A 12,672-nucleotide genomic window follows, 5' to 3' on the forward strand; every position below is an offset into this window, starting at 1 on the left:
TCTGCTATGAAGAAGAAAGGGATTGTTTCGGAGATAAGGAAGGCTGCGGCTGTGATCGGTTCGCATCATACGGGAGCGTATGCCGCCCAGGCTGCGTATTTCTTTGTGCTGTCTCTGATTCCGATCTTTCTGCTTCTTCTTACGATGGTACAGTTTACGCCGGTGACAAGAGATGATGTCCTGAATGCGGTGCTGCAGGTGTTTCCGGATACGGTGACGCCGCTGATCCGCTCCATTGTAATTCAGGTGTATGCCCAGAGCGGCACCATCATTCCGGTTACCATCCTTGTGGCTCTGTGGTCTGCGGGGAAGGGCGTGCTCTCCGTGACATCGGGATTAAACTGTATCTACGACAATACAGAGACACGAAATTATATTTACCTGCGGATACGTGCAACGATTTATACTGTGATTTTCCTGCTTGCCATCATGCTTTCCCTGGTGCTCTCCGTATTCGGAAACAGTATCAGCGTAATGCTGTATGAACATGTGCCTTTCCTGAGCAAAGTGGTGGATTTTATTATCCGGATCCGCACGGTGGTTTCCCTGATCGTGCTGACGTTATTCTGGGATCTGGTGTATAAATTCCTTCCGGACCGCTCCCACCGGGCGAAGACGACGCTGCGCAGACAGCTTCCGGGAGCGGTGTTTACTGCCTGCGGGTGGCTGCTGATCTCCTTTGTCTTCTCGGTCTATCTGGATATATTTACCGGGTTTTCCAGTATGTACGGGAGTCTTACCACCATTGTGCTGGTCATGCTCTGGCTGTACGGCTGTATGTATATTATTCTGCTCGGCGGGGAAGTGAACGCCATGCTGGAAGGATCACTGTAAACGTGCTGCCTTCGCCGGGAATACTGCGGACTTCCACAGAGCCGCCGTGAAGTTCCGTGATCTTCCGGACAAGGGAAAGGCCGAGCCCGTTTCCCTCAGTGGCGTGGGAGAGGTCTGCCTGATAGAACCGCTCGAAAATGCGGGCGCATGTGGCTTCGTCCATTCCTGTACCCTGATCCCGGATTTCAAAAAGAAAATGACTGCCGCAGATTTCCGTGCGGACTGTGATGATACTGTTTTCGGGAGAAAATTTGACCGCGTTATCGATCAGGTTTACCCAGACCTGTTTCAGAAGAGACCGGTTTCCGGAAAGAGTGGATTCCCTGATATCGAGATCGAAAGTGATATTTTTCTTACTCCATTTCTGTTCCAGCAGCAGGATCGCCTCCCGGATCTGCTCACCCGCCTGAAAGACGGTTACATCTGTCAGACAGGAGAGACTTTCCACTTTGGAAAGGTTCAGCACATTGGATGAGAGGGCGGTAAGCCGGCTGCATTCTTCAATGATGATATCCAGATATTCTTCTCTTTCTTCCCTGCTTAAATTCCCCTTTTTCAACAGTTTCGCAAATCCGAGAATCGAGACCATGGGTGTCCGGAACTCATGGGAGAAGTTGGCGATAAAGTCGGAGCGCAGAATCTCGATTCCGGCAAGTTCGGCAGTCATCTGGTTGAACGATTCGGACAGTTCCCGAAACTCTCTCGGGTGCTTCAGATTGATTTTGGTGTTGAATCTGCCTCCCGCCACGTCATGGATTGCCCGGATCAGAGTGTTTACCGGACGAAGCGGTACGCGGCTCAGGACAAAGGTCAGTACAGTGCCTACACAGATGCTGATCAGCCCGGACTGTATGAGAAAAGGAATCAGCGGCGAATCCGGTTTCCCGACGATAAAGCCGAGTCTGACGCCCAGGAGGATGACGGCATTGCTCAGCACCATGGTGAGCAGGAGCAGCAGGAAGACCAGACCGGTTCCTGTCAGCAGAATACGGAAACTGGAACAGGTATATTTTTTCATAACTCTGCGCCCTCCCTGATCTGTGCTTTATAGCCGAGGCCGCGGATGGTTATGATGTCGAAATCGGGATTTCCCTCAAAACGTTTCCGCAGGCGGTTGATATGGACGCTGACTGTGGATTCCAGGGAATCTGAGGACGGCCCCCAGATGTCTTCCAGAAGCTGGATGCGGGTGAAGATTTTATTCGGATATGAGAGCAGCTTGTAGAGGAGAAAGAATTCTTTTCGGGGAAGAGTCTGGGACATCCCTCCGCAAAGGACAGTCAGAGAATCATAGAGAAGCCTTGTGGAGCCGACAGTCAGCTCCCGGTCTGCTGCAATGCGGGCACGCCGGAGCAGGGCGCGGATGCGCAGCAGAAGTTCCTCTTCGTCGGCAGGTTTCGTCATATAGTCGTCCGTTCCTGCCAGAAAACCATGTTTGATGTTGTCCGGCAGCTGTCTGGCGGAGAGCATGAGAATCGGAAGATCGCACCGGGACTCCCGCAGAAGTGCGGTGAATTCGTACCCGTCCATTCCCGGCATCATAATATCAAGTACAACAAGGTCAACAGGAATATTTTCCATTATTTCCAGTGCTTCGGAAGCGGAAGCGGCCGGATGGGGGCAGTAGCCCGCGTCTTTGAGCAGAGCGCAGAGATAGCGCCGGACATGTCTGTCATCGTCTACAATTAAAATCTGAAACATCTGAAATCCTCCTGAACTGAAAAACTTACTGTTTTGAAAATTGGAAGAAGTATAGCATATAAACGTGAAAATAATGTTTCCTGCCGGGAATTTCACAGATATTTCAAAAAGACGGAAGAAAAGCCGGGGGATATGCTGCTGCGGCAAAAGAGGAAGCCCCTGCCTTTTTTCCAGTAATCTCATATTGTCCTGTCCGGCATACAGCCGTTACAATCAGTCTGGTCGGAAAATAAAAAAACTGAAAGGACTGAAACAAAGAATGAAAAGAGTAAGAGCCTCTCTGGCAGCATTGATTACTGTATGTGGACTCTTATTAGTCGGAATGAAAGTCGTGACGGCGGATGACAGGGGGCTGGAGATTGCCCTCAGCGACGCATTCGTCCGGGACGGAGATGAAATCGGGCTGACGGCAGCCCTTACGGGATACGGCGATCTTGATAAGGGCGTCAATGCAGTTATGGGAACACTGGAGTATGACAGGGATGTTTTCCGGGAAATCGGGGAGCAGGATTTTGAGACGCTGAATTCCTGGGAAAAGCTTTTTTATAATCCGGAAAGCGGGCGTTTTGTCCTGATTAAAAAGGCTGGAAGCAGGGCGGATGAAGCGATATTCCGTGTAAAAATGCAGGCGGACGAGCAGATTCCGGCGAGGGAGACATATATTGCGGTGAAAGATATCTCCCTGTCCGAGGGAAAAGAGGATATCTGGCCGGAGGATATCTCTGAGAAAATACAGTCGATTGCAGCGGCGGACGGCGGAGATACCGGACCGGAAGAACCGGAATCGCCGGAAGAACCGGAGACACCGGAGACACCGGAGGAACCGGAATCGCCGGAAGAACCGGAGACACCGGAGGACAACGGAAGCGGCGCGGAGGAGCCGGGAGATGAGGAAGACGGCGGCGTGGAACCGGAATCGCCGGAAGAGCCGGAATCGCCGGAGAAGCCGGAATTGCCGGAGGAGCCGGAAACACCGGAGACACCGGAAGACACCGGAAGCGGCGCGGAAGAGCCGGAGAAAGCAGAAGACGGCGGCGCTGTCCGGACAGGAGATGCAGATCACGGTCTCTTCCTGTTTACGGGTGCTGCCCTGGCAGCGGTGCTGGCTGGGGGATCTGTTCTGTATATCAGGAAAAAGAAGGAGCTGCCCCGTGGAAGAGGGACAAAGATTCTTACCGGACTTGTCATATGCGGAACTGCCGGTGTACTTCTTGCAGGGAGCGTCTACGCATTCCCGGGCAGAGGGGATCTGAATGGAGACGGAGTGGTTGATTATACTGATGTGGAGATTCTTGAGAAGCATCTGGTCGGCCTGGAGCTCCTACCGGAGAAGATGGAAATGTACGCAGACATGAGCTATGACGGTGAGCTGAGTGTTACTGACCTGTCGATTCTGATTCACAGGGTTGAAAAAACACTGGATTATCAGGCGGAGCTTTCGTCGGTTACGGAGAAATTTTTCTATGAAAAAGGAGAAATAGCGGAACTGAAATTTCATGCTGAGGTTTCTCACGGAGCTGCGGTTGAGCGCGTAGTGCTTGACGGTGTGGAATATGAGACAGAACAGGAGACTGGCTCTGTCTATACGGTCCGTGTCGAAGCGGGAGACACCGCCGGAATCCGGGAATACGGGATCTCAGAGATTCTGCTTGACAGCGGTCAGAGCGTAAAGACGGATTACCGGGAGAAAATTGAGGTGCTCAGATCCGCTCCGTCCGTGGAAGAATTTCAGGCAGAAGAACTGACGGATTCGGCACAGATGAAGGTTACATTTCGTCTGGCGGATGAGGACGGCGCATTAACATCTGCGGTGATGGAAGTGTTCCGGGGCGGAGAGGATGCCGGGGACAGCCGGGTGCTGGTGCAGACGGAAGAACTGTCCGGAGGATACAACGAGTTTATTCTCGATCTGGAGGAAGATACCGCCTATACGCTGCATATCAATGCCGGATATGACCGGGCGTCCGGGAAACTTGAGCCCCCCGGGGATCATACGGGAAGCCTGTCCCTTGTGAAAGAGATACAGCTGAACCTGGATTACAGGTTTACTTTCGGGGGGCTTGCATCAGCGGCACAGGATGGTACTCCGACGCAGAAGTTCGGGAAAAATGAACCGATTCTTCTTACATTTGAGAGCACGAATGCCACCGGATTTTCTGTGGAACGGGTGAAGATAAACGGGAAAGAATACCGGGCGGAACAGACGGAGACGGGCTACCTGGTCACTGCAGACGGATTCCCGGAGGCGGGAGAAAAGAAGATTGCAGTGGAGGAAGTTGTCCTGGAAAACGGAAAAGTCTTTACTCCTGATTCGGATAATGTAGTGTTTGTGTCCATACAGAAGGAGATGCCCGCCATTACAGGTCTGGCAGCTTTTGAGGAGGCGGAAAAAGGAGAAATTCGCGTCTCGTTCCGGCTCTATGATCCTGACAGCGCTTTATCCGGGCACAAGATTGTGATCCGGAACGCGGAGGGAAACACGGCAGGAGAACTGGATTTTGGTGCAGATGACCTGACAAGGGAGGGCATGGAGGGTGAAGCCGGTGCCGGTGCGGCAGAATATGCGTCATCCGGTGCCTTTGACCGGGCAGTCCGGCTGACGGACACGGGCCTGACTTCATCCTATACGGTCCAGATCCTCGGGGACTGCGATGTGTCCTATGACGGAACCGGTCTGGAATCCCGGAAAGTACTGGCAGAACTGAGTATCCGCGCCCTGCCCCGGGCGATTATCGCAGGCGGCAGAAGCGAGAACTATTATGTGGAAAAAGGCGGGAAAACAGGGATTATCTATGAGATTCTGGACAATGTGGACGCAGAGATCCGTGCCCTGATAGTAAACAACCGGGAGTTTGCGGCGGAAGATGCCGGAAACGGGGAGTGGAAGGTGACGGCAGATGCGCCGGAAACAGCGGGAAAGACGGAGTTTGTTCTCTCCCGGATTGTATTTGCGGATGGCACAGAGGCTGCAGTTTTGGCACAGGAGAACAATCCGGAAATCGAGGTACTCAAATCTGCGCCGGAGGTTTCCGGGTTTGTCACAGAAGATATTCTTGAGAAAGGACAGGTGAAATTTCAGTTTGCCATAGACGATGCGGATCAGGCGTTCCGTGAAGGAAAGGCAAGGCTGGTGAGAAAATCGGACGGGATTGTGCTGGAAGAAGAAACGATTGCTGCCGCCGGGGATCAGGAAATCCTGTTTTCCGTGGCGGAGCAGACGGAGTATGATTTTCAGGTGATGGCGGACTGGAACCGGTCGGAGGACGGAAGTATAAGCATATCTGAGGACCGGATACTGGAGCGCCCGGTCTATGTGGTGCGGGATTACGGACTTCAGATCTCCGATCTTACGACTCTGGGGGAAGATGGAACGGAGCAGATCTATTTTGAGCCGGGAAGTGCGGTGCGAATCCGCTTCCATGCCCGCACGGCTACCTCTCTTGCGGTGGAATCCGTGCAGGTGGGAGAAGCGGTGTACAATCTTGCAGAAGCGGGGGAAAATCTTTATGAATTTACCGTGGAAGGTGGAAAAAATGCAGGAATAAAGGAAATTGTCCTGGAGCGCGTGAGTCTGGAAAACGGAAAAGAGCTGGAGACAGGAAAGACAGGCAGCGCAAACCCGGGAGATGCAGGAGGAAAACCGGCGGTTCGTTTCGAAGTGCTCAAAGAGGTTCCGGAAGTGAGAAACCTCACGTGGGAGAAGACTGCGGATGACAGGCTGAAGATCCGGATCGAACTGACAGACCGGGACGGTGCAGTGGAGAATGCCCGGGCGGAGCTCGCGGAAAAAGACGGGAGAGTTCTTCTTACGGAAGACATATCTGCAGGGGAAAACGAACTTTCGGCGGCACTTACGGTAAAGGAAGATTATACTGTGAAAGTGACAGCGGACTATGACCGGGACAGCAATGTTCTGGATGACCAGTCCAATGTATACCGCGATATCCTGCTTTATTCTTCCGATCTTGCAGCGTCAAGGGATGCCCTGGAACTGAAAGATGTGACAGAGACAGAACTGTATTATTCAGGCGGTGCGGGAAACAGGACAAAGATTGAGGTTCTCGATGTCACCGGCGGACTTCCGGATGACCCGGAGAATTATTATGCGGTAATCAGGATGAAGAACCTGCCCGATTTCTATGCAGGTATCCGCGAATTCCGCCGGGAGAACGGCAGCCGCGCAGATGGCAGCGCCGGGCGAAACAGTAACGCCGGAGCGGACAGCGGCAGGGTTTACGCGGTACTTGACCAGGAAAATATGGTGCTCTACGGGGAGGACGGCACCCGATCTCAGGAGTATGCATTCCCTGTGGCTTACCGGGACGGACAGGGAGAGTATCCGCTGATCAAAAGTGCGGAAGATCTCTTCCGGCAGATGGCGGATAACCCGAAAGGAAAGTTTGAACTCAGTGAGGATCTGGATGCTTCCGGGCTGTCTGACAGCGCGGCGGCAGTGGCAGGGACATTTACGGGGGAACTTGACGGAAACGGATACCGGATCCGGAATCTTCCCACCTCCATATTTGCGACGTTAAGCGGAGCGCATATTCACGATCTTGTAATTGAAAACGCGCAGATTACGGCGCAGAGGAGCGGGATCCTTGCGAATGTGATCCAGAACCGGACGGTCGTGGATCGGGTGTTTATCATAGATTCCACAGTGTCGAACAGTGTGGATGAACTCGGTACATTTGCAGGAAAACTGTTGAATTCCACGATCCGTGAGAGTGCCGCGTCGGATGTGTCTGTCAAGGGGCTGGTGGCGGTCGGCGGATTAGTCGGAAGGACGGAATCCGGCGCCCTGATCGAGAACTGTTATGTGACGGGAAAAGTGCAGGGTACCTACGACCATCCGTCCCTCGGGGCGAGAGTGGGAGGCGCAGTGGGATGGCACGGCGGGGGAACCATCAGTCGGTGCTATACGCAGGCGCAGATCATCGCTCCTGCACGGAAAGGAAACGGAGGTATTATCGGAGGTCCGAATACGGGCAGCCCGTCCATTGAGTACACGCTGAGCATGAGCAGCGGGGCCGGATACCGGATCGCGGGATTTGACGTTCTTGACGGCGTGAAGGAAGTATACGAGTATTCCGGCTCGGAGAGTGTAACCAGTATTACAGACAACAGCCGGGATAATGTGAAGGAGACGGACCGGATTTATGAAAGCGGTTTTTATGAGGAGATACTGGGATTTGACGGGGATATCTGGGATCTTGACCTTGCGGATCATGGAAAGAGACCGAATCTGAAGAATGCCCCGGTAGATGAAAACAAATATAATATTCCGGATTACAGTGCCCTGCGCAGAAAAGCCGGGTACCGTGCGGAGCGGGAGAAGATCTATGCCAATATGGCGAGACTGATGCCTTTTTCCGATTCACAGATGTGGATCGAGTACGGAAACATGATCTCCGATACGGATCCGCTGGCAGCGGGAACCGTACAGTACGTTCTGCCTCTGGATGAGAACGGGGCCCTGGTAGCCGGCATAGAAAAGAGTGCGCCCGGGCAGGTGAAAAAGATCCGGGTTGTCTTCAGCGACGAGGCTGTGAAGGAGTATGGTGTGGCTTATCGGAAGTTTTTGGGCGGAGTTGCCGCAGTGTACGGAATAGAAGGAAGTGAGCTGCCTTACCAGTTCCATCGTTTTGCAGTGGAGACGGACAGTGAAATGCTCCGGGAGATTGCAGAAAGGGCAGCGGGACTGGATTACCGGACGGACCTTGCCGCGCTGACGCCGGAGGATGAGAGCAGACTGTACGCTGACTATTACAGTGAAAATGTAAGCGCCAGGCTGCAGGAGATTATCAGGAATCTGGCAGTTTCCCAGGCGGACTATCCGTTTTACTCCGGCTCGGAGGCCGTGCGCGCACTGGCAGAAGAGCGTATAAAAGATGAGGAGAGGCTGAAGAAGCTGCTCTATGCATACAACTATTACGACAAATGGTACCGGATTGATTACAGCGGGGTGGATTTGAGCAGTCTGATGTTTTTCAGCGGGGAACTTCTCGCCGGGGACATGACGGCCGCGAATCTGACGGATCAGCTGTTTGCGGCGCCGCAGGCACAGAGAGACACCGGACAGACGGTAACCTTTTACAATAATGTACTCAAAGACTATACCGGTCAGGAAATCATGGATTTCCTGGAAGAACTCTCGGAGCGGATTGCCGGGTATGACGACCCGAATGAATGGTTCCGGAAAGGCTTCGGAGGAGTCCTGAAAGAGGAGCCATCCTTCACCGATACCGGAAAGATCCGTTACCGGATCTGGGATAACCTGAAAGGACTTGAGGACCGGAGAAAGAATATCGTTCTGCCGATCCTGACAGCGCCCCAGGAAGATATGTATCTCGTCTCGGTGCCGTCCCAGATCATCCTGGGGAGCATGAACCGCTATGAGACCTACCTGAACAAGGACGGAAATGAGCGGGAGAGAATGTATGAGATTATGTCTGTATATGCGGAAAAGATGGGAATCTTCTATGGCGTGTCGTCACAGTGGATCAGCAATGCCGCACAACAGCTTAACAGTTTCGTAAATATTCAGTATGATACGAGACTCTCTTTCCCGCAGAGTGAAGCTGCAGACGCAGGAATGCAGGAAAAAGGCGTCACCAGAGATCCGGTCATGAAATGGGTCTATGAGGCAGTTGACATGCTGAACGCCCTGAACGGAAGCGCAGCGGTAGCAGACGGTACGAATGTGATCTGGATGTGGGATGCGGCGCTTGGCACCAGCGACTATTCTTTCTTTACCTTCAGCCATGAGACCGCCCACAATCAGGACGGCAGATATTTCTACGGAGGTGCGGGAAGAAGAGAAGGAACCGGAGGCGAGGCGCATGCGGACGGCAATATCGCCCAGGAGATGCGGGACGGATGTATGGTGTTCAACATTTCCAAAATCAACGATATCGGCGTGGAGATGACCGGTAATTTCAGCTATGAAAGAATTGATTCAGCAAAGAAAGTACACAGCTTCTACCGGGAGATGTTCGAGACCGGATATGTGCTTGACTATCTGGCGGCACAGGCACTTCTTTCCCTGACGCCGGAACAGCAGGCCGCGGTGGCTGTGAAAGCAGAGCATACGGCGGCGGGAACGGCATCCATGACGACGACATACAGGAGAATGACGGCCGATGAGATCCGTGGAATGCAGCTTACCGATATGGCTGACCTCTGGGATAATAAGATCTCTGTCCGGACTGGAAAAACATTTCCGGAGCAGGTGGGGACGGCAACAGACGGAAGTTACGGCTTTGAGTCCTTCTACAGCATGAACTGGTATCAGTCCCACAACGATGCGGGATCGCCGGATACACATTCCTTCAAGAGACTTGGACAGGAGATGCTCGGGCTTGGCGGTTATGAGGAAGGGTATATGATCTATATTTCTGCTCTTTCGGAAAATGACCTGGATGCGCTTCGGAAGATTACAAAGGACGATTCCATTACCTGGAGGTCTTACAAACTGGGGCGTTACGCGGATGTGGAACAGAAACTTGACCGGATCCCGTATTTTGACAAGGATACGGTAATTGCACAGTTCAGGGCGGCATTTGAGGCGGATGCGGGAAATGGAAACGCGGATCAGAGTGTGGAGACGAAACGGATGCTCTACGGTATGATTAAGAGGGTGACCGGAGATTTCAGCGACGGAGGAATCTACAGCAGTCCGGCGGCTGTTCCGGTGACATCGGCGGAAGAGCTGATCCGGCTGGCAAAAGAGAACCCATACGGGTACTATGAACTGCACAATGACATTGATTTTACGGGAGTGAAAGCGGAAAACGGAAGCTATATTCCCGGAAGATTCATCGGAATCCTGGATGGAAAAGGGTATCGGATGACCGGCATGTCCTACCCGCTGTTCGGAGATCTGCAGTATGCCCAGGTGAAGAACCTGACGATTTTCGAACCGTCCTACGGGGCGTCTGCCGAGGCAATGCTGGCAGTGAAGTCAAAGAAAGTGACTGCCGGAAATGTGACGGTGGAAAATGCGGATCTTACACTTCCGCTTATTAAGACAAAGACGGAAGGATACTATGAGTACGGCGATATGACCGTGACGACGGGGGACAGGCGGATTACTACGGCGGAAGAATTTCTCGCCATCGGGGATTCTGCCGTTTCCCTGAAAAAGAAATATATTCTGGAAGACAATCTGGATTTTACCGGGATATTTGATGGCGGTTCCGGACCCTATGCGGTGGCGGGAACATTTGCGGGAACGCTGGACGGAAACGGGTATACGATCACCGGGCTGGATGCGGGGCTGTTTGAAAAGATGAACGGCGCAGAAGTGAAAAATCTGACCATCGAAGGAAGCAGCCTTGTGCTGGATCAGCAGAAGGGAGCCCTTGCCGGGGAGATAAAAAACACGGCGGTGGAAAATGTGACAGTCAGAGATCTGGTAATCAATAATAACGCCAATCAGGCCGGCGGACTTGCCGGAGTGATTACAGGCAGCACGGTGAAACGGATCGCTATCGAGAATATTTCCCTCACAGCGGACAATACCATCGGCGGAGTGGCAGGACAGTTCGACGGAAACCTGATCGAAGACTGTTTTGTAACGGGGAGAATCGAAGGGAAGATCCGCCACCAGATGGGCGCCAGGGCAGGCGGTATCACCGGATGGATGGGCGGAGGAACGATCCGGAACTGCTATGTGAAGGTGGAGATCGCCGCCCCGGACGCGACGGGAAACGGAGGAATCATCGGAGGGCCTGCCAATGGCAGCGTGACCATTGAAAATTCCGTAAGCTTAAGCACCGGTGTTAATGCAAACCGGATTGCCGGGTGGGATGTGCTCGGCGGGAGCAGCAATGTCTATGAGCTGGAGAGTTCGGACAGCCGGAGCAGCAGGAATGCAGGAAATGAGACAAGAATACTGTCTGTTTCAGACATCAGGGCAGGAGAGAAAGCCTTCTATACCGATGACCTGGGATGGAGCGGGGAGGTCTGGGATTTTGCCGGGGTCCCCGCAGGAGGCACCCCGGTGCTGAGAAAATAAAAGTTTTACTTTGATCGCCAGATGTGGCGCCAGTACTTCAGATTCAGTGCGATCAGGCACGCTGCGGTGGCGAGATCGGAGAGAAAATATCTGAATCCGGTTGATCCCGCAGGGATCAGTCCCGGGAGAAAGAAGATGGAAAACAGTGTGGCTGCACCGAGAACAGCCTGCAGTTTTTCCATCTTCTGTTTTTTATACATGTCCAAGGAAGTGCAGAAAAGCAGTACAAGACCGATTCCGATAAATGCAAGCCAGTAACAGGGGAGGTCGCTGTACAGTCCGGATGAATAGCCGTCCCATCCGGCGTTGAGAAAAATGTATGAAGCTGCCCGGCCGACATGCATTTTCGAATTCCTCTGTGCTTCTTTTAATTTCTTCTGCTGTGCTTCCTGTTCCCGCGTGTATTTTTCGGGATCGGTAAGTTCCCCGATGCTCATTTCAAAGAGGGCGGCAAGCTCTGCAAGATTTGCAGCGGAAGGTTCGCTTTTTCCCGCCTCCCATTTTGCTACCGCCTGCCGGCTGATCCCGAGCTGCCCGGCCACATATTCCTGAGACATTTTCAACTGTGTGCGTCTTTCGCGGATGTTATCTCCCAGTGCCATATGAGGCACCTCCTTTCCTGGTCCGTGTGCGGATGTATCATCTTTCACCAGGATTATAACGCAGAAAGCCGGTTGCGCGCTACCAACTATTGCGCAACCGGCGGTTGCTTTGCTGTTTTTTCGATTTGGAATTGAAAATTTTGCAGAAATCCGCACGGAAGGATTTTACTATAATTTTATCATGGCGTATTATTGGGGATCCTTGGAAATCAGCCCGACTGGATTGTCAGATCTAATGCAGAGTCCGGAGATGGTTACAGTGATATCCTGATTGAAATCCCGGAGGAAAAGACTGGGTGTGTGATTGAAGTAAAATATGCAGAAAATCAGTCATATGACAAAGCGTGCCACAGAGCCCTGCAGCAGATCCGAGAAAAACGATATGCGGATGAATTAAAACAGAATGGGATAGAGACTGTTCATCTGTATGGAATCGCCTGTTGGAAAAAAGAATGCCGTATTGTACATGAAACAGCAGATTGACAGGATATTTTAACGATTCATGAAAAAGGCAGG

Annotated in this window: 5 protein-coding genes and 1 pseudogene; 3 read left to right on the plus strand and 3 right to left on the minus strand. The window is 52.5% G+C overall.

The annotated features are described in order from the left end of the window. The first annotated feature begins 6 nt into the window (after positions 1–6). Complete coding sequence (locus B5F07_RS08280) at positions 7–834, plus strand: YihY/virulence factor BrkB family protein (protein WP_087160901.1); 828 nt, start codon at positions 7–9, stop codon at positions 832–834. Here the strand turns inward: B5F07_RS08280 and B5F07_RS08285 are convergent. Together B5F07_RS08285 and B5F07_RS08290 are read right to left on the minus strand one after the other, a co-directional pair. Further along, positions 785–1,852 (minus strand): HAMP domain-containing sensor histidine kinase, encoded by a 1,068-nt coding sequence (locus tag B5F07_RS08285; RefSeq protein WP_087160809.1) that lies wholly within the window; start codon positions 1,850–1,852, stop codon positions 785–787. The genes B5F07_RS08280 and B5F07_RS08285 overlap by 50 nt on opposite strands. After that, entirely contained in the window at positions 1,849–2,535 is a 687-nt protein-coding gene (locus B5F07_RS08290; RefSeq protein ID WP_087160810.1) for a response regulator transcription factor, read from the minus strand. Before B5F07_RS08290 ends, B5F07_RS08285 begins: the two co-directional genes overlap by 4 nt. A 259-nt stretch (positions 2,536–2,794) precedes the next feature. On the opposite strand from B5F07_RS08290, the gene B5F07_RS08295 reads away from it, so the two are divergent. Next, positions 2,795–11,554 carry a ZmpA/ZmpB/ZmpC family metallo-endopeptidase-related protein gene (locus B5F07_RS08295; protein ID WP_140397992.1) on the plus strand — a complete coding sequence of 2,920 codons (8,760 nt, stop codon included), beginning with the start codon at positions 2,795–2,797 and terminating at the stop codon, positions 11,552–11,554. 5 nt (positions 11,555–11,559) lie between these two features. Here B5F07_RS08295 and B5F07_RS08300 read toward each other — a convergent pair whose 3' ends face one another. Next, positions 11,560–12,156 (minus strand): helix-turn-helix transcriptional regulator, encoded by a 597-nt coding sequence (locus tag B5F07_RS08300; protein ID WP_087160812.1) that lies wholly within the window; start codon positions 12,154–12,156, stop codon positions 11,560–11,562. 186 nt (positions 12,157–12,342) lie between these two features. Between B5F07_RS08300 and B5F07_RS23690 the strand changes: the two are divergent. After that, positions 12,343–12,639, plus strand: a pseudogene (locus B5F07_RS23690) (PD-(D/E)XK nuclease domain-containing protein); the annotation flags it as partial. Positions 12,640–12,672: the final 33 nt, after the last annotated feature.

Origin of the sequence: Lachnoclostridium sp. An169 (assembly GCF_002160525.1) — a bacterium.
GTDB classification, from domain to species: Bacteria; Bacillota; Clostridia; order Lachnospirales; family Lachnospiraceae; genus Mediterraneibacter; species Mediterraneibacter cottocaccae.

Excerpts from the sequence above, each read along its gene's own strand:
- B5F07_RS08280 (WP_087160901.1), top strand. The coding sequence starts at position 7 with ATGAAGAAGAAAGGGATTGTTTCGGAGATAAGGAAGGCTGCGGCTGTG.
- B5F07_RS08285 (WP_087160809.1), bottom strand. The coding sequence starts at position 1,852 with ATGAAAAAATATACCTGTTCCAGTTTCCGTATTCTGCTGACAGGAACC.
- B5F07_RS08290 (WP_087160810.1), bottom strand. The coding sequence starts at position 2,535 with ATGTTTCAGATTTTAATTGTAGACGATGACAGACATGTCCGGCGCTAT.
- B5F07_RS08295 (WP_140397992.1), top strand. The coding sequence starts at position 2,795 with ATGAAAAGAGTAAGAGCCTCTCTGGCAGCATTGATTACTGTATGTGGA.
- B5F07_RS08300 (WP_087160812.1), bottom strand. The coding sequence starts at position 12,156 with ATGGCACTGGGAGATAACATCCGCGAAAGACGCACACAGTTGAAAATG.